Raw genomic sequence first — 20,807 nt, 5'->3', positions numbered from 1 at the left:
TACCACACAAAATGTAGCGGTTATGTAAAATTAACCCATAAGTGTGTTAAATTAACCTCGTCTACCTCAACAAAAAACATACAACATAAAAACAAAAGGCAATATTACCTAAACCCTTAAACACACTAGGGTTTAGAGAGCTAATTTTTTCCTGATGAAATGTGTTAAAATTTATTTAAATTATTAATTGTAGTGGTGCTGTATGGGTATACCAGCGGCATGTTGTGGGTATTACAACTCTAAAATGTAATTTGTTAAGCTTGTTTCGTGAGCGAGTTCCATTTTTTTTCTTAATCGATATCGTTTCACCTCAACACTACGCGGTGAGATATTTAATAAAGGAGCAATTTCTTTAGAAGATAAGTTTAGCCTTAAATAAGCACATAAACGTAGGTCATTGGCTGTTAAACTCGGATGTAATTGCTTTATTTTTTTTAAGAAATCTTTATCTGCGTTATTAAAAGCTTCTTGGAACAGATTCCAATCGTCCGTATTATTAATGTTTTTATCAATAATCTTTATAACGTGTTTTAGTGCTTTTCCATCTTCAACACCAGTAAGTTCCTTTTTTAAGCTATTTAAAAACTCGTTCTTTTTTATTAAATTCATGGTAGACATGCCTAGCTCTCTATTTTTAGCCTCAATATCTTCACGAAGTTTATCATTTTTAAAACGCATAAGCTTCTGGTTATTTTCCAGTTCCTTTACTTCAAATTCTCTAGTTTTTTTTATTAAAAGTCGTTCACGCTGCTTTTTATAATAACGCTTATAAACCATATGCATAAAAAATGAGAACAACATGATGAGTAAAACATAGCCTAATAAAGCCTTGTTAGAAAGAAAGAATGGACGCTCTATCCGAAATGTGTACGATGCAGAATTTTGAGTTAAAGATTTTCCTACCCTGCCATTAACCACAAAGGTATAATCGCCATAAGGCAAGTTTTCAAACAACACCTCTCCACTACTACTCCAGTTACTCCATGTATCATAAAAACCTTCTAACTTATATTGATATTCGGGCTTTTGTATTTTTAAATACTGAGGAATACTATAGCTAAATTTTAAATTATTATCGTTGTTTAAAAAAGATTGTGAGCTATTTAAATCAACAAACCTAAAAGTGTTTTCATCTTTAGAAGAACTAACTTCAACTTGATTTATGCTTATTTTAGAAGGATAACTTTGAATTTTCTTTAAGTCAAAAATAAAATAACCGGTTGCAGACCCTATTAAAAACTGCTCATCGTCAATATGCGTAATATTTTCAAAACCAATAATATCTTTTCTAACTTCCGAAGGAAATATTATGGTTTCTATTTTCTGCTCTCCGGTTAATTTTGACGCTGTTAAATAATCTAACCCTGTGGTTGATAAACTCCATAATTTATTGGTTTCTAAGTCTGGAATTAACTTACCCGAAGAATAACTATCAAAATGAATTAACCGACTTAAAAGCGTATCTTTTTTAAACGCATTACTCGTATTATGATATTTAAAAACACCATTTTTTGTGGTGTACAACAATTCGTCATTAAACTTTACAAAACTAGAGGTTAACCCTTTTTCGACTAATTCATCCTTATTAAAATTTAAAGCCCTGCGTAGTTCACTATCTACTTCAACCTTAAAAACACCTTTATATTCATGACTAACTAAAATATGTTGTGAATCTACAAACTCAAAATAGCGACTAGAAATATCAAAACCTTCAATTTTATTCCGAAAAGTCCATTTTCCATCAACTTTCTCTAAAATATTGAAACCATTATAATTCCCCTGAATCAGTAAACCTTTCCGGCCTGGAACCGTTTTAATTTGCCAAGTTCCTTGCGCATTAGATATTTTTTCGGCTTGTTTACCTTCAACTAAATAAGTACCCGAATTGTGACCACAAAACAACCTATCATCAACAATATTTAAACACCAGACTTGTCCTTGCGTTTTAGGAACAAATTCAAATTTATCAGCACTATTAATAGGCTTACAAAACAAACCTTGGTTAGAACCGAGATACAACATACCCTTGTAAACTTTAGAAGCATAAACACTCCCTATCATCCCATCGTTATCAAAATATTGCAGGTAAGGCGATTTACTATTTATACAGTTAATGCCATTATCTAAACCTAGCCAAATATTTTGATCTTCATCTTCAAACAGTGACAACACCGTATTATTACTTAACCCGTTAGATTGAGTAATACTATATTTTACATGTCCTTCATTTGTTAAATGTATTAAACCGTTAGAAATAGTACCAATTACAAAACTTTGATCCTTAAGTTGGATACCACTAAAAACACTTACACCATTTAAAACATGTTCCGAAGGAATGGTCCATGGTTCTAATTCACCATTGCTATATTTGAAAAACCCGCGATCTTGAGTAAGAACAAGCAACTCATCGTTTTGCTTAAAAATATTTACAATTAAATTTTCTTGGAGAACAACATCACTAGAAACCAAAACATCAACCCCATTTTCAATTTGATACAAACCTTTATTTACATTCTGAAAATATAAACGCTTACCAACCTTGAATAACTTGGAAATTTTGGTTTTAGAATTGACTACACTATATGTTTTTTTAACTTGATCGTAAATATGAATACGATCTAAAGATTGAAATAAAATCCAGTCTTCTAATCTTAAAATATTCCAAACCTCTTCATCTTCTAAAAATTCAACCTTAAGCGCTTCGGAAAGCGAGGTGTATTTTAACAGTCCTAAACTGTCTCTTTTCCATGAACCAAAACCACGAAAGCTACCTGTATAAACAAGAGAGTCTATAACTTTTACCGACCGGATAATGGTTTCTTTTGGTGAGTGATACAAATTCCATTTAGCACCATTAAATTCCAACAACCCTTTATTATTGGCAACATAAACATATCGATCTAAAGATTGAGAAATAGACCAGTTTTGGTTTTCTCCACCATAATCTTCGGGTGTGTAGGTTTGTATTGGTGGGAATTCTTGTGAATTCGATATAAAAACGAAACTTAAGAAGATATAAAACAGGAAATAATAACCCTTTTTCATTTTTAAAACTAATGTTGGGTTAACAAGGTAATAAATATCTACTAAATAAAGGCTTTAAAATAATACTGTATAGGTATTTAAACTACTAAATGAAGGCAGAAAAACGGCTAAACACCTGATAAATTAAACAAAAAATGATTCAAATTTAAATGAATAAATCTTTTAACCAAAAAACCTTTTAGTATGGGTAAAACTACTAAATCTGCTCTAAAAGTAAGATAGTATCGTTAGATCTAATAGAAATCCTGCCATTAATTACTTCAGATAAAACTCCCGAATAAGCATCACGAATTTTAGCGCCATTTGGAAAAACACCCGATACATCAATAGTTTTTTCTCCTTCCGGATAGTTTAAACCTACCATAACGACCTCTTTAAAATCTCCTTTTTCAAAACTACGAGTAAACAAATAAGGCGCCTCTAATATCATGTTATGCACACCTGCACCAATAGCTGGATGATTAGCTCTAAAGCGACCCAATTTTTGCCAATGTTTTAAAACAGATTGCGTTTCTGCATTGTTTTCATAATCGTTCCAATTCATAAAAGAACGCAATGTAGCATCGCCTACTGTGTTTTCTATAACGAGTGGTCTTGCTAGTTCATCTCCATAATAAACCTGCGATGCACCAGGACACAATAATAATTTGGTTGCCGTTTCAAAACATTTTTCGCGTTTAGCATCAAATGGTTGTCCGTCGTCGTGAGAGCTTAAATAATTTAAAACTCCATAACCTTTTAAATCCCCGTTCAACACATCGGAATAACGCTTAAAAACCTGCTCCATTGGTCTTTGCCCCAAGTTCCATTTGGCTTCAAAATTAATTAAAGCCTCGAACGCATTATCAAAATAATTTACTTTTCTATCACCAAAATCAAATGCTTTTCCGTTAGATATACCATAATTATAAACCTCCCCAACTAAGTAAAATCGATTATCATCTAATACTTTTTCTGGGTTTTGTTTTTTATATTCCGCGAAAGCGTAATCGCACTCGGCCTTATATTCTTGCCAAACGTATTCCTCGGTATGTTTTACGGTATCTACGCGGTAACCATCAATACCATATTCGATAATGTAATCGGTTAGCCATTTCATAATATAAAATCTTGGCGCTCTTGGATGTCCTGTGCGTTCAAAAAATGCATCTAACTCGGCTATTTCTTCATCATAACGCCCTTCATCTTTCCATTTCTGAGTTAAAAGTGGAGGCAAGTTTACACTGTTATTATTTTCCGTTTTAAGATCTGGTAAGTTTTTAACAAGCGTACACGCCACAGTGTGTTCGTAATTATCGTAACTACATTGCGGGCCGGTACGCACCCAATCTTCTGGCCAAACCGGATCTTTATCGGTCACGGGACCCGTATGATTTATTACAGCATCCAACAAAATACGAATACCATTTTTATGAGCCGTTTCAACCAATTCATGTAAATCTGCTTTAGTTCCAAAATTAGGATCTATAACCGTCCAATCGCGCGTCCAATACCCATGGTATCCATAAGTTAAACCCGTACCTTCGTCTGTACCACCATGAATTTGCTCAACAATAGGCGTCATCCAAATAGCATTAATACCCAAATCGCTAAAATACCCATCCTTAATTTTTTGAGTAACACCCTTTATATCTCCACCTTCGAAACCACGCAGCTTACCCGCTTGCTCCGTCCTTTCAAAATTAACATCATTACTAGTATCTCCGTTATTAAAACGGTCGGTAAGTAAAAAATAAACGTTTGCACCTTCCCATACAAACGTTGCTTTTTCTTTGGGTTTAACAGCTTCCATTTTTACAGTTTTATTGCAACTTGTTAAAATAAACAGGACTATAATGCTAGCAAGAATATGTTTCATTTTAGTTGATGTTTTAATTTTAAACCTATTTATTTTATATGAATTACAAATTATTTTCTACTGATATTTATTCCATTTTTAATATGAAAGACTCTAGCGGTTTTAACTTAATTTCAATAGACCCCATTACGTTTCCAACTATTAATTGAGGTGAAAATTGATGATATAATTGATCTTTTAACGGATACATTCCGTCTTCTAAATCCAAACGCTTCAATATATTCTCTGGAATTTTTAATTGAAATTCAAAACTATTTTCAGCATCGAAGTTTGAAACCACAATAAGCTTTTCAGAAGTACTCCAACGTACAAAAGAAAAGACTTTGTCGGTATAGTTTTCGGTATGCTCACGGTTATATTGATGAATATCACCATAATTCCCCATTAACGCCGGACTATGTGTTGTAAAATTTAAAAGACGTTTATAAAAATCTCTTAATTCCCTTTCGGAATCTGTTAACTGTCCGCCATCAAATTGCTTGTTATTTACCCAACGTTGATGCGCAGGTACGCCAACATAATCAAAAATAGATGTTCGGGTAGGATCACCAAAGCCCGGGTGTTCAGAACCATCTTCACCTACTTCTTGTCCAAAGTAAATCATGGTTGGCGCTGTAGTTGATGTTGCAGAAATCACCATTGCAGGTCGTCCCTTTTCAGCATTACCAGCAAAATCCGGACTCGCCAAACGTTGCTCATCATGATTCTCTAAAAAGTGAAGCATATGATGCTCAATATCTTTTAAATTGTCTAAAATAGGTGGAATATGATCCGTTTTGCCATACCCTTGCACTACATGTTTTAAGGTATCATAGAACTGTACTTTATCATACAGATAATCCATTTTTCCTTTTTTAATATAATCGCGATATAAACTCGGGTTATAAACCTCAGCCAATAGAAATGCCTCAGGCTTTTTCATTTTTATAGACGAATTCATAAAACTCCAAAATTCCACAGGTACCATTTCGGCCATATCATAACGGAATCCATCGACTCCGAAACCTAACCAATATAAGGCAATATCTCTAAATTTCACCCACGAGTTTGGCACCGTTTTATCTTGCCAAAACTCAAAGTGTTTTCTGTATGTTTCATTCTCGAAACCATTAGGCAATTCATCAAAACCTTTTACGCCTTCTGGCGAAATACCATAATTAACTTTTACAGTCTCGTACCAATCATTCATATTTGGTCTGGATGCACTCGTTCCGTTCCCAGTCCATTTTGCAGGAAACTCTAAAAACGCACCATCGACCAATTCCGTACTGCGGCCACCTAAAGGCACATAATGATGTTCCCAATTAGGAACCTCAAAGTTTTCCTTTGGGTTATAATAAAAATTGTTATTTACATCGTAAATTACTGTTTTATTATCGGTTTCTCCAAAATCTTGCACACCTTCTGGCTTAGAAATACTCTTATAATTTCTAGCGACATGGTTAGGTACTATATCAATAATTACCTTTAAACCTGCAGCGTGCGTGCGCTTAATTAACGCCTCAAATTCCTCTAATCTATTTTCTACATTTACAGCTAAATCTGGATTAACATTATAATAATCCTTAACAGCGTATGGCGAACCGGCTCTCCCTTTTACAACATCGGGATCGTCGTTAGAAATACCATATTCAGTATAATCGGTAATTACATCATGATGTGGCACACCTGTATACCAAATGTGAGTAACACCCAACTTTTTAATTTCAGATAAAGCTTTATCCGTAAAATCGTTAAACTTACCAACTCCATTTTCTTCAATAGTTCCCCAAGGCTTATTATTTGTATTTGTATTACCAAACAAACGCGTAAACACTTGATAAACCACTTGTTTTCCACTCGTTACAATTTCTTGTCGCTCCATGGTCTCAACATCCATTTTCTCTTCATTTTTACAACTCATTACGAGTAATAAAAGTACAAATATGATATGTTTTATGGCTTTCATTTCAATGTTTTTTTTTGAATAAAACGAACTATTACACAAGATTTTCTAATGTTATTTTTTCAATAAAAAAGTTAAAGGAATATCTAAACGTTTATTCCATGAGTTTTCTGAATGATCTGCTCCTTTAAATTCTAAATTCGCCGAATTATCACTAGTATAACCACGGGCTTTTAAAATTCTATTTATTTCGGGTGTAAATTTAGGGTAATAGGCATCTAATGTTTCTGTTCCATAATCGAAATATATTCGGTGAGATTCCGGATTAGGCAAATTCACTTCCATGTAATCTAAAATAGCTTGGGCTATAGGGTTGTTTTCTTTTGGCTCAGCACCTTCCCAATGGGTAGACAAACAAGCTGCCCCACCAAAAATATCAGGATACTCACACAACGCATACATACTCATAAGACCTCCCATACTCGAGCCTGAAACCACTGTATTCTCTTGGTTTGTATATACTGAAAATTGAGAATCGATTAACGGCTTTAATTCTTCAACTAAAAATTTTAAATAATTATCACCTTTAAATTTTAAACTAAAATCTCGAGATTCAGCTTCGCTTATAATCGCTTTCTTATCTGCTTCTGATAAATAATTGATTGCTTTTTCAGGAAACAAATCTTGCCAACGAATTTCTGGAATATTATGAATCCCAACAACTATAAAATCTTTGATAATATCTTCCTCTACTAATTTTAACCCCCACTCATCTACTTTCCATTCTTGTTGGTTCCATGTGGTTGTAGAATCGAATAAATTTTGACCATCGTGCATGTAAAGCACAGCGTATTTTTTATCTTCTGAATAGTTTTCGGGCAACCAAACATCTACAGGTCGTGGTGTAATATATTTTGAAGCCAAGCTATCCATTCTAAGCAATGTGCCACCAGCCAACTGTGCATTTTCTAAGGTTCTAATCATAGGTTTAGTAATTAGTTCTTCTTTAACAAAACCATCGGGTTTTGCCATTTCTTTACAGGAAATAAATAGTAAAACCGAAATTATAATAATGCTAAACTTCATTTTAAATGTTTTTTAAATTATAATTTTGTAGTATAAACAAAACTTCCTGTTTCTTTTAAAATTATACGATCTCCCCAAACAAATGTTTCGTTAGTGATAATGTTTTTTAAGGTTTTTCCTTTTAAGTCCACTTCCGCATAGCGAGTTAAATCTAATGTTATTGGTGTGTTGTTTTTATTTATAATATGCACAACAACCTCATCATTAAGCGTTCTAAACAAAACATAAGTTCCTTTAAAAGGTGCAAAATGCAACGTTTCTCCGTTATGAATTGCTTCACTGCCTTTCCTGAAATTAAGCAACTTTTTTAAATACAATTGCATATCCTTTTGCTCGTTACTTAGGCCTATTCCTGTAAAGGCATTCACGGTATCGTTTTGCCAACCACCAGGAAAATCGGTACGGATTAAACCATGATCGCCAGGCTTTTGGAAATCATTCATTAAAATCTCGGTACCGTAATAAATTTGCGGAATTCTAGGCATGGTTAAAATATAACTCAGTGCTATTTTTGTGTTTGGAATATCGCCTTTAAGCTGTGTAAAAATGCGGCTCATATCATGATTATCTGGAAACACCATTAAATCTTTAGGTGACGCATAATAGAAATCGTTCGCCAAACCTTCATACATTTTTATTAAACCTTCATCCCAGGTTTCTTCTTCATTTAAAGCCTTCACAATAGAACTCTGCATAGCAAAATCCATTGGTGATTTTAAATTAGAATCGTATCCATCACGATTATTAGCACCATCTTGCCAATAACCAATAAGTAATGGGTTTGTACTCCACTCTTCGCCAACTATTGAAAAATTAGGATATTCCGTCATAATACTTCCAGTCCATTGACTCATAAACGCCTTGTCTGGATACGGATAAGTATCTTGACGAATCCCGCCCAAACCAACTGTTTCCACCCACCAAATACTATTTTGAATAATGTATTTTGCCATAAATAGATTACGCTGATTAAGATCTGGCATAGCCGACACAAACCAACCATTCGCCATTTCTTCTTTATCAATTTTAGAAGCGTATATATCTTGATTACTAGTACGTCTATGATTAGATGTTTTTAATTTGCCTCCATTTTCAAAATTTTCTTGATAGTTAAGCCAATCTTTAAAAGGTAAATCTTTCATCCACCAATGCGCGCTTCCGCAGTGATTAGCAACTTGGTCCATTATCAACTTTATACCACGCGCTCTACTTTTATCAGCCAATTCTCGATAATCGTCTAAGGTCCCAAATCGCGGATCTATTTGATAAAAATCGGTCATTGCATAACCGTGATACGACGAGTTTGCCATATTATTAGTAAGTAACGGACAAGGCCAAATGGCCGTAAAACCCATATCGGTTATGTAATCTAAACGCTGCGTTATGCCTTTTATATCGCCACCGTGGCGCGCATAATTATCTTCTCTATTAATTGTTTTCTCACTTAGCGTTTCATCAATATCATTGCTCGTATCGCCATTTACAAAACGATCTGGCGTTATTAAATAAACCGCATCGCTACTATCAAAACCAACAAAATCTTCCGCTGGAGTTTCACGAGTTTTTAATTGATAAGTTTGGGTTAATATATTCCCATCTTTAAACTTAAAAACAATATTAAATTGTCCTGCTTTGGTTTCTTTTGAAATCTCTAAATCGATAAAAAGATAGTTTGGACTATCGGCTTTATTTACTTTTTTTACTGAAACTCCTTTATATGAAATTTTTGGAGTAGCAGCCGAAATATTTGGATGTTTAACTAACAATTGCAATTCGGTATTTTTAAAACCTACCCACCAATGCATTGGTTCAATCCGTTCAATATCGTTTTTAATTTCAATACTAAACACCTCATCTACTTTTAAAACAGAAGCCTCACTATTTTGTTTACACGATGTATTTAAAACAAAAAAAGAAACCACTAAAAGTGCAAAACAGCATTTATTAATATTTAGACAATTCATAATAACATGTATTTTCAAATTATTTAATTTCCATAATACTAATAGCGTAACCACCACCAGGAACAGATAACTGCGATAATTTCGACTTACTTGTTACTGTTTTTGTAGTTATTTTATATGCCTGCGGATTGGTTTTGTAGTGCGCATCTTTAGCATCGGCATAAATAATAGCTTTATACTTTTTTCCTTTTTCTAAGAAATCGAATTTAATGGTTGAAACTCTAGATTCGTTACCATTTACATTACCAACAAACCAATTGTTTGTTCCTTTTTCTTTTCGAGCAATAGTAACATAATAACCTGGTTCGGCTTCTAAATACGCACTTTCATCCCAATCTAAAGCGACATCTTTTATAAACTGAAAAGCATCCATAAATTGCTCGTAATGTTCCGGTAAATCTGCCGCCATTTGCAACGGTGAATACATCGTAACATAAAGCGCTAATTGATTAGCAATAGTGCTATTTACATGCGACTTATTATCAGGGTTAAGCTTACTAATATCCATTTCAAAAATACCAGGCGTATAATCCATAGGACCACCAATTAAACGTGTAAACGGTAATACCGTAACATGGTTTGGTTTAGAGCCGCCAAAGGCCTGAAACTCGGTTCCACGTGCAGACTCGTTTCCTATTAAATTAGGATAAGTTCTACTAATTCCAGTTGGTCTTACAGCTTCATGAGCGTTAACCATAATTTCATAATCTGCCGCTTTTTCTACACAATATTGAAAATGATTTACCGTCCATTGTCCGTAATGGTGCTCTCCTCTTGGTAACATATCACCAACATAACCACTTTTAACGGCATCGTAACCATTATCTTTCATAAATTGATAAGCCTGATCAAGATGACGTTCGTAATTTCGTGCCGAGCCAGAAGTTTCATGATGCATTATCATTTTAACCCCTTTAGATTTCGCATAACTATGTATAGCCTCTACATCAAAATCTGGATATGGTGTTACAAAATCGAAGACATAATCTTTCGATTTCCCAAACCAATCTTCCCAACCTTCATTCCAACCTTCAACTAAAACACCATCAAAACCATGTTCCGAAGCAAAATCTATATATCGTTTTACTTTGGTGTTGTTTGCTCCATGCGTTTTATTTGGTTTAACCTGAGTATAATCTGTAATTCCGAGCTCTACACTTGGTAATTCATCGGTGTATTGCCAAGAACTTTTTCCGGTAATCATTTCCCACCAAACGCCAATATATTTTACTGGCTTAATCCAAGATGTATCTTCAATGGCGCAAGGTTCATTTAAATTTAAAGTGATATTAGATGCTAGTATATCGCGAGCATCATCACTAACCATAACGGTTCTCCAGGGTGAAGTGCATGGCGCCTGCATATAACCTTTATCACCATTAGCATCGGGTGTTAACCAAGACTCGAAAATAATGTTTTCATCATCTAGATTAAGATTCATACAAGAATAATTAACAAGCGCAGCTTCGTGTAAATTAATATACAAACCATCGGCTGTTTTCATCATTAAAGACGTTTGTACTCCTGTTTTAGAATACTGTTCTTGCGAGGCATTATCAGTTAAAGCCGTATCAAACAAACCTCTAATTTCTGATAATCTAGATTCCGTAAAATCATATTCTTGAGAATCGTAATCTCCAGGAATCCAAAAGGCTTTATGATCGCCAGCCATAGCAAATTGAGTTCGCTCTTCTTTTATTACAAAATAAACCAGATTTTCTTGCGAAGGAAACTCGTAACGAAAGCCTAAACCATCATTAAACAACCTAAAACGAATAATTATTTTACGCTCCGTTTCACTTTGAGTTAATTCTACCGCCAATTCGTTATAATGATTGCGAATATCTTTGGTTTCTCCCCAAACAGGCTGCCAAGTCTCATCGAAAGTTACTGTTTCTGTACTCGAAATTTCGAAGCTATTTAATAACGATTTTTCATCATTTTTTAACTCCAATCCTAAGTGGCTTGGCTTTATTACTGCTTTATTTTTGTATGCTAACTTATAAGTTGGTACACCATTTAATTCTAAAGAAAACTGCATCACTAAATCTCCATTAGGCGATTTAAGTTCTTGAGAATTCCCTTCTATTACTGAAAACAAAACAGCATATATCAATATAAATAACTTCATAATTTCTTTATTCAATTAAACTGTTAACAAACTATTTCGAGAAATGGTTACCGCTGAATTATTTACTAAAATTTGTAAATCTGAATCGCCTTCTAATTCGAATTTAGCACCCGATTGATTTACATTCACTTTTAAAATATGGTGTCTAAAATTCACTTTAAATGAATATTCATCCCATTCCTTAGGGATTTTTGGAGTGAAAGAAAGCATATCATCTTTAACACGCATACCGCCAAAACCTTCTACAATACTCATCCATGTACCAGCCATAGATGTAATATGTAAACCTTCGTGAACTTCATTATTATAATCATCTAAATCCAAGCGAGACGTTCTTAAATAAAACGTGTACGCCTGCTCCATACGATCTAACTTTGCGGCTTGAATACTGTGTACACAAGGTGATAATGAACTTTCGTGAACTGTAAAAGGTTCGTAAAAATCGAAATGACGCTCCAACTCGTCGTTAGAAAACTGATCTTCAAAAAAGTAAAAACCTTGTAAAGTATCAGCTTGCTTAATGTATGGTGAACGCAGAATACGATCCCAACTCCATTTTTGATTTATTGGTCGTTGTGCTTTCTCCAAGTGATCTACAGTAATTAATTCTTTATCTAGAAAACCATCTTGCTGTAAGTATATTTGTTTTTCTTCTGAAAAAGGAAAATACATATTTTCAGCAACCGCTTTCCATTTATTTAATTCCGCTTCTTCTAGTTTTACTTTATTCATTACTCTAGCAAAATCTAAAGGGTATTCACTTTCAATTTTTGAGATATTTTCTAAAGCATAATTAATACACCATTGTGCTAAATAATTGGTATAAAAGTTATTATTTACGTTGTTTTCGTACTCATTCGGACCTGTTACTCCTAAAATAACATATTTGTCTTTAGCTGAAGAAAACGTAGCGCGTTGCTGCCAAAAACGAGCAATTCCAATTAAAACTTCTAAACCTTTTTCTGGGATATAGCTATAATCGCCCGTGTAACGATGGTAATTAAAAATAGCAAATGCTATGGCACCATTTCTATGTATTTCTTCAAAAGTAATTTCCCATTCATTATGGCATTCTTCGCCATTCATGGTTACCATTGGGTATAAAGCTGCACCGTTTGTAAAACCTAATTTTTCGGCGTTTTCAATCGCTTTTTCCAAATGGTTATAACGGTATTCTAACAAGCTTCTCGCCACGTTTTGATCTTTGGTAGCCATATAAAACGGAATGCAATACGCTTCGGTATCCCAATACGTGCTTCCACCATATTTTTCGCCAGTAAAACCTTTTGGCCCAATATTTAATCTAGAATCTTTACCTAAGTAAGTTTGATTTAGTTGAAAAATATTAAAACGAATACCTTGCTGCGCTTTTACATCTCCAGAAATTGAAATATCAGACATGCTCCAAATACGCTCCCATGCTTGTTTTTGTTCGTCTAACAAAACATCAAACCCTTTTTCTGTTGCTAAATTCAATACGCTTTTTGCAGCAGAAATAAGTTCATTTTTATCGTGATTAGTATCTACAACATAACCTCCAAACTTATTGATAGTGTAAGTTTCGCCTTGTTTAACTTGATTAGAATAACTAAAAGAAATACTATTAGAATCACTTTCAATTATTGGTTTTACAGTTAAAGCAGTTCCATTGACAAAAACCTCCGATTCCATAAAAGTACAGGTATGAAATTCGGTTTTCATCGTTTTAGCCTCGATAAAAGCCTGATTGTTTTCATTACAAATCTTTAAAGTATCCCAAAATTTATCATCCCAGTTGGTATCTTCATTTGTAATTCCAGAATCTAAATAAGGTTGAAACACCACTTCTGCATCTGCACTTATTGGTTTTACACTATATTCAATAGCTCCAACTTCGTCTAATTCCAAACTTAAAAAACGTTTGGCTTCCACCTCAATCACCACATTATTTTGTAGTGTTGCTGTAAAACTACGCGATAACCAACCGGCTTTCATGTTAAGCTCTCTCCTGAAATTATCAACAGCTTTACAAGTATGTAAATCCAATTGTTCTCCATTTACAGAAACATTAATACCAATCCAGTTTGGTGCGTTTAATACTTTTGCGAAATATTCGGGGTATCCATTTTTCCACCAGCCCACACGGGTTTTATCTGGATAATACACGCCAGCAATATAACTTCCCTGAAACGTTGGTCCAGAATATTGCTCTTCAAAATTAGCACGTTGCCCCATAGCACCGTTGCCAATGCTGAATAAACTTTCTGAAGATTTTACGCGCTCGGCATTGAAACCTTCTTCTATAACGGACCAATTATCTGGTTTTATATAATCTTGATTCATCTGTTTTATATTTTGAGAGAAAGGCTTAACTGCTATGTATCACCTTTCTGTTTTGTCTTCTTTCTAAATTATATTTTACTACTTACTGCTTATACTTTCAATAAAATCCGCAGGGATTTCCGTAAGATCATTAAAGTTATAATCGGCCTCACTTAACGTGTCTTTATCACCAATACCAACAGACACCATGTGCGCTCTATTTGCTGCCTCTACTCCTGCAATGGCATCTTCAAAAACAATACATTGCTCTGGCTTTAGGTTTAGTTTTTCGGCTCCAATTAAAAATACTTCAGGATCTGGTTTGGCTTTAGAAACACTATTTCCATCAACAATACCTTTAAAGCGATCAAACAAGCCCACTTGTTTTAAAATTAATGGTGCATTTTTACTTGCAGAACCTAGCACGTATTTAACACCTAGTTCATCTAAACTATCCAATAATTTTTCGGCACCTGGTAAAATTTCATCAGCACCCATTTTATGGATATACTTGAGATAATGCTCATTCTTACTTAATAAAACTTCTTGTTTTTTTTCTTCGGAAAGCGTAACGTTTCCTAGTCCTAATAAAATTTCTAAAGAACGTACGCGGCTCACCCCTTTTAGCAGTTCATTATTTGCTTCTGTAAACTCAAAACCCAAACTATCGGCAAGGCTTTTCCATGCTAAATAGTGATATTTCGCGGTATCTACAATAACACCGTCTAAATCGAATATTACTCCTACTGTATTCATTTTTATATTTAAGATTGATATGAAATGGCCGATTTGTTTGTAATTAGAAAATTACATAAGCCTGCAATTATTAAACTTCCTCCTGCCACAAGCATGGCATTTATGGCTTGATCGCCAATTAAACTCGACACATAATTGATGCCTCCAAGAGCTGCAATTATTTGTGGGATAACAATAAACATATTGAAAATCCCCATGAACACTCCCATTTTTTTTGGATCTACCGAACTAGACAGCATAGCATAAGGCATGGAGAGAATACTACCCCAAGCAATACCTACTAAAGCGAAACAATACTTTAAATTTTCGGGACTCGAAATATAATACATACCAATAAAACCGAGACCTCCCAAGATAAGAGACCCCATGTGCACGTACTTTCGGTTAATATTTCTTTTTGATGTGTAAAACGTTAAAAGCAAAGCAAAAACCATAGAAGTTAATCCGTAAATCCCCATGGCGGAACCTACTAAATTCGATGCTTTTTGAAATGTTGTGTTTGCGACATTAAAAGCTTCTTCTTGAGCAAGAACACTCATATCATAACTCGCTTCAATAGGAGCAGGTGCATTAAAAATATGCTCGGTTAATGCCGGGTTTGCCATACTCCACATGGTAAAAAACGCAAACCAAGAAAAAAACTGGATAACACCCAACTTCTTCATAGTTAATGGCATGTTACCAATATTGTTTACAATGTCTGGAATAAACCGGTTTTTCTTTTGCTTCTCTTTTTCAAAGGCTTCCATGTCTTCAGGAGGATATTCTGAAGTTGTAAAAATGGTATACAAAACACTCAACAAAAAGATAATAGCACCAATAGCAAAAGCAACTTTCACCGACATAGGCACAACACCTTGTGGCGCAGCATCGGAAACTCCTAACTGAGAAACCATCCAAGGTAAATTACTAGCTACCCAAGTACCAATACCTATAACAAGCGTTTGTACTACAAAACCATAAGATCGTTGAGATTCCGGTAATTTATCGGCTACTAAAGCACGAAAGGGTTCCATTGAAATATTAATGGAAGCATCTAAAATCCATAAAAATCCGGCAGCCATCCATAGTGCAGAAGAATGTGGCACAAAAAACAAAGCAATAGAGCTTAACACAGCACCTACTAAAAAGTAAGGGCGTCGGCGGCCTAATTTCGAATGCCACGTTCTGTCACTCATATAACCAATAATTGGTTGTACAAGTAAACCTGTTAAAGGTGCAGCAATCCATAACAACGGAATGTCATCATGACTGGCGCCTAATGTTTGAAAAATTCGAGACATAAAGCCTCCCTGAAGTGCAAATCCAAATTGTATCCCTAGAAATCCGAAACTCATGTTCCAAATTTGCCAGAAACTTAATTTACGCTTTTCCATTAAATAGTATATTAAAGTTAATACTATTTGATAAGCGGTTTTATACCAATTTCAATAAAAAAAGGATATCGATATAACTTATCAAAACTTAAGTGAGAAGTGAAAATATAAGTTTTGATTTCGGTGTAAAGATATGAAAGATTTTAAATTTTCAAAGAAAAAAAATTATTTAGTAGATTCTCTTTCAATTATTTCGGTCTCAATTACTAGTTTTATAAAGTCCGATTTCGGGTTACTATTTACAATAAACGAGTCTGGTTCTACATCTTCAGATTCTAATCTATCTATCAGTAAATTAGCGGCTTGCTCCCCTATTCTTTGTCCATGTTGGCTCACTGTTGTTAAGGTTGGTGTGGCGTGTTTAGAAAGTACTCCATCGGTAAAACCAATAACCTGAATATCTTCCGGGATTTTCAATCCTATTTTTTTTGCCACCTTCATGGCTGTAATAGCATACAGTTCGTTTACCGCAAAAACACCATCAATATTAGGGTTCAATTCGAAAAACTTATTAATTTCATTCTCTAAAAACTCCAGATGATCTGCAGAATTCAAACTATCGTTAATTTTTAAAATTAAATCGGAATTCGGCTCAATATTATTACGCTCCAAAGCCTCTAAATACCCTTGTGTTCTAAGTCGGCCAACACTTACATAATCCATGGTTGTTAAAAGCGCTATATTCTCGCAACCTTTATTAATAAGCATGTTTACCGCTTTTACTGCACCGTTAAAATCATCAACAATAACCTTATCGCAATCTACTTCACTCACCACCCTATCGAACATAACAATGGGCATGCCTTGGTTAATGGTTGCATGAAAATGATGATAATCTTGTTTAAGTAATGTTTCTTTAGAAATAGAAAGAATAAACCCATCAATACTACCATTGGCAAGCATTTCCATATTTATAATTTCTTTGGTAAACGACTCGTTAGATAGTCCTACAATTACATTATAGCCACGTTTATTAGCCACACGCTCAATACCAAAAATAACGGTTGAGAAAAAATGATGAACAATCTCAGGTATTAAAATTCCTATGGTTTTTGTTTTTCTATTTTTTAAACTCAGTGCAATATTGTTGGGCCGGTAGTTATAAAGTTTAGCAAATGCTTGTATTTTTTGAGTGGTATCTTCACTAATCTCTTTGCTTCCGCTTAAAGCTTTGGACACCGTAGATATGGAGACCTCTAATTCGCGGGCAATTTGCTTAAGGGTTATTTTTCTTTTCATTGAAGTAAATTAACAAAAAATATACTTAACACCATAAAGTTACGGCATAATTTAACACGACTCAATTATGTGAAATTGATAATTTAAGGCTTAAATAATGAAAACTTATCAACACGAAAACGTTTTCGTTAAGAATTTCGTAACTCACAATCACTGTTTAACAATTTCTTTTACATAATTTTAACACGAGAAGTGAAAGTATAAACAACTAATTTAGACATTATTTAAACTAATTTGTATGAAGACAACTATTAAAAGATTGTTGTTCTTTTTGCTATTTGCACCTACATTAATATTCGCGCAAAATAGAGTAAAAGGGACAGTAACAGAAAAAGCAACTTCTATTCCGCTTCCCGGAGTAAATGTCGTAATTAAAGGCACTGCAACAGGAACAGCAACAGATTTTGACGGTAATTTTCAACTTGAAGCCAAAAACGGCGACATTTTTGTTGTTACTTACGTAGGCTTCCAATCACAAGAAATAACCTATTCGGGACAAGCCCCATTAAATATTCAACTTAATGAAGATGCTGCACTACTTAACGAAATAGTCGTTATTGGGTACGGTTCTACAACCAAAAAAGATGCCACAGGCTCAGTAGAAGCAATAACTTCAGAAGACTTTACACGAGGAAACATTGTAACTCCAGAAAACTTATTAAGCGGCCGTGTATCGGGTGTAAGCGTTACTACAAGTGGCGCTCCAGGTTCTGGCTCTCAAATTAGAATTCGTGGAGGCTCGTCTATAAACGGATCTAACGATCCACTTATTATTATCGATGGTTTACCTATAGATAACAATAGTGTAAAAGGATCTCGTGGAGTTTTAGCTAGTATTAACCCAAATGATATTGACTCTTTCTCTGTATTGAAAGATGCTTCGGCAACCGCAATTTATGGCTCTAGAGCATCAAACGGGGTTATTATTATTGTAACTAAAAAAGGTAAATCTTCATTTAGCGCTACCTATGATACGCAATACAGTTTTGGTGAAATCGCTAACCGTATTGATGTGTTTTCTGGAGATGAATACAGAAACCTTATTGCATCGCAACCCCTTAACGGAACCACTTTAGACGAAAGTTTATTGGGAGCAACAAGCACAGATTGGCAAGATGAAATTTTTAGAAACACCGTATCATCTCAACACAACATCTCTATGCAAGGCTCTTTATTTCAAGCCATTCCAACACGTTTCTCTTTTGGATTAACCAACCAAGAAGGCGCTTTAATGACTTCGGAATTTGAACGTAGAAACTTAGGCTTAGCTTTAAACCCTTCACTGTTTAAAGATCATTTAAAAATTAATTTAAATGCAAACATGAGTTTTGAAGATAACCGTTTTGCAGATTCTGGTCAAATAGGCGCTGCATTATCTTACGACCCTACACAACCGGTTTACGACGCAACATCTCCTTTTGATGGTTATTACCAGCACCGCAACGGTACAACGGTTTTAAACGGAACTACAAACCCAGTAGCATCATTACTTCAAACTAATAACTTGGGAGATTCTAATAGAGTTTATGGTAATTTAAACTTTGATTATAAATTCCATTTTTTACCAGACTTAAGAGCGGTAATAAATATTGGTTACGATGAAACTAAGGCAAAAGAAATTCAATCTACATCGTACAATGTACCAACAAACGACCCTGTAAAAGGAAATACTTTACGTCGTTTTGAAAACAGAACCAACAAATTATTAGATGGTTACTTAAACTATAAGAAAGAATTTGAAAACTTCCGTACGGAATTAATGGCAGGTTACTCTTATCAAAAATTTACCTTTAACGGAAACGATACAGGTAACTTAAGAGACCCACAAACTTTTGCTAACACTTACGCAGATCCAGATGTGGTTTTAATTGGCTTTTTTGGTAGAGCAAACTTAACATTTTTGGAAAAATACTTAGTAACACTAACTTACAGACGCGATGGAACATCTCGTTTTAGCGAAGAAAATCGTTGGGGTAACTTCCCTGCTGCTGCTTTAGCTTGGAATATTAGTGATGAAGATTTTTTGAAAGATTCTAAAACCATTTCAAACTTAAAATTAAGAGCAGGATATGGTATTACGGGTCAACAATCTATTAGCGAAAAAGATATTTTCTTAAACAGGTATAGAGGCGGCGATGCTAACTCTCAATACCAGTTTGGGAACCAAGTGATCCAATCGCTTATTGCTTCAGAAATAAACCCAGATATTAAATGGGAAGAAACAGCAACTATAGAATTTGGTATTGATTATGGCGTTTTTGACAACCGTGTTTCTGGTTCGTTAAACTTCTTCCAGAAAAACTCTACCGATTTATTATTCTCTGCTGCTGTTGCCGATGGTACAAACTTTTCAAACAACATTATCCAAAATATTGGCGAATTACAAACTCGTGGTATAGAATTCTCGGTTAATGCCGATGTGGTTAAACAAGAAGACTTCACTATAGACTTCAATTTTAATGCAACATTTTTAGACAGAGAAATTAAAGAACTTGCCCAAGGTCAGGATGTAAAAACCGGTGGTATTTCTGGTGGTACAGGTAACAACATTCAAATATTAAGCGAAGGATTTTCGCCTAACTCATTTAATGTTTACAAACAACTTTACGACACATCTGGAAACCCAATTGAAGGTGCTTATGTAGATTTAAATGGTGATAACGTAATTAATGAAGATGACCGTTACTTAAAAGAAAACCCAGGTGCAGATGCTATTTTAGGTTTTCAATCTAACGTGAATTATAAAAATTTCGATTTCTCTTTCAATATGAGAGCTAATTTAGGAAACTACGTTTATAACAACGTAAACTCATCGCGATCACAATACCAATTACTTCAAGATAATGCGGTGTTAGGCAACCTACCAACATCGGTTTTAGATAATAACTTTCAACGTACTGCAGATGTTATCATTTCTGATATTTATGTAGAAGACGCTTCATTCTTAAAAATGGACAACATTACTTTAGGTTATACTTTTCCTAATGTTTCTAAAAAATTAAAAAGTATTCGTTTATGGGCCGGAATTCAAAACGTATTCACTATTACAAATTATAGCGGATTAGATCCAGAAGTATCGGTTGGTACAGACCAAGGCATAGACAATAATATATACCCAAGGCCAAGAACTATTTTGGCAGGAGCTAATTTTAAATTTTAAAAAATA

11 protein-coding genes are annotated in these 20,807 nt (G+C 34.3%); 1 reads left to right on the top strand and 10 read right to left on the bottom strand.

The genetic code is table 11. The features are described from left to right. Positions 1–231 precede the first annotated feature (231 nt). From V6246_RS10580 to V6246_RS10535, 10 genes are all read right to left on the bottom strand, one after another. Positions 232–3,045 carry a helix-turn-helix and ligand-binding sensor domain-containing protein gene (locus tag V6246_RS10580; RefSeq protein ID WP_341560426.1) on the bottom strand — a complete coding sequence of 938 codons (2,814 nt, stop codon included), beginning with the start codon at positions 3,043–3,045 and terminating at the stop codon, positions 232–234. 196 nt (positions 3,046–3,241) lie between these two features. Next, positions 3,242–4,903, bottom strand: a complete 1,662-nt coding sequence (locus V6246_RS10575) for an alpha-amylase family glycosyl hydrolase (protein WP_341560425.1) — start codon at positions 4,901–4,903, stop codon at positions 3,242–3,244. 67 nt (positions 4,904–4,970) lie between these two features. After that, entirely contained in the window at positions 4,971–6,851 is a 1,881-nt protein-coding gene (locus V6246_RS10570) for an alpha-amylase family glycosyl hydrolase (protein WP_341560424.1), read from the bottom strand. Between the two features lie 51 nt (positions 6,852–6,902). After that, positions 6,903–7,874 (bottom strand): alpha/beta hydrolase, encoded by a 972-nt coding sequence (locus V6246_RS10565; protein WP_341560423.1) that lies wholly within the window; start codon positions 7,872–7,874, stop codon positions 6,903–6,905. A gap of 17 nt (positions 7,875–7,891) precedes the next feature. Further along, entirely contained in the window at positions 7,892–9,838 is a 1,947-nt protein-coding gene (locus V6246_RS10560; RefSeq protein ID WP_341560422.1) for a glycoside hydrolase family 13 protein, read from the bottom strand. Positions 9,839–9,857: 19 nt separating this feature from the next. Then, a complete protein-coding gene (locus V6246_RS10555; RefSeq protein ID WP_341560421.1) occupies positions 9,858–11,969 on the bottom strand; it encodes a glycoside hydrolase family 97 protein in 2,112 nt (703 codons plus the stop codon). Positions 11,970–11,984: 15 nt separating this feature from the next. Further along, positions 11,985–14,291, bottom strand: a complete 2,307-nt coding sequence (locus V6246_RS10550; RefSeq protein ID WP_341560420.1) for a glycoside hydrolase family 65 protein — start codon at positions 14,289–14,291, stop codon at positions 11,985–11,987. 78 nt (positions 14,292–14,369) lie between these two features. Beyond that, complete coding sequence (pgmB, locus tag V6246_RS10545) at positions 14,370–15,026, bottom strand: beta-phosphoglucomutase (RefSeq protein ID WP_341560419.1); 657 nt, start codon at positions 15,024–15,026, stop codon at positions 14,370–14,372. 8 nt (positions 15,027–15,034) lie between these two features. Then, positions 15,035–16,402: an MFS transporter gene (locus V6246_RS10540; protein ID WP_133967766.1), complete on the bottom strand. Its 1,368-nt coding sequence runs from the start codon at positions 16,400–16,402 to the stop codon at positions 15,035–15,037. Positions 16,403–16,567: 165 nt separating this feature from the next. After that, a complete protein-coding gene (locus V6246_RS10535) occupies positions 16,568–17,641 on the bottom strand; it encodes a LacI family DNA-binding transcriptional regulator (protein ID WP_042499472.1) in 1,074 nt (357 codons plus the stop codon). Between the two features lie 238 nt (positions 17,642–17,879). On the opposite strand from V6246_RS10535, the gene V6246_RS10530 reads away from it, so the two are divergent. Beyond that, positions 17,880–20,801: a SusC/RagA family TonB-linked outer membrane protein gene (locus tag V6246_RS10530; protein WP_341560418.1), complete on the top strand. Its 2,922-nt coding sequence runs from the start codon at positions 17,880–17,882 to the stop codon at positions 20,799–20,801. Positions 20,802–20,807 lie beyond the last annotated feature (6 nt).

Source organism: Algibacter sp. TI.3.09 (assembly GCF_038154905.1).
In the GTDB taxonomy this organism is placed as follows: Bacteria; Bacteroidota; Bacteroidia; order Flavobacteriales; family Flavobacteriaceae; genus Algibacter.
Note: the sequence above shows the minus strand (reverse complement) of the source record. Positions and strands in the feature narration are given on the sequence as shown.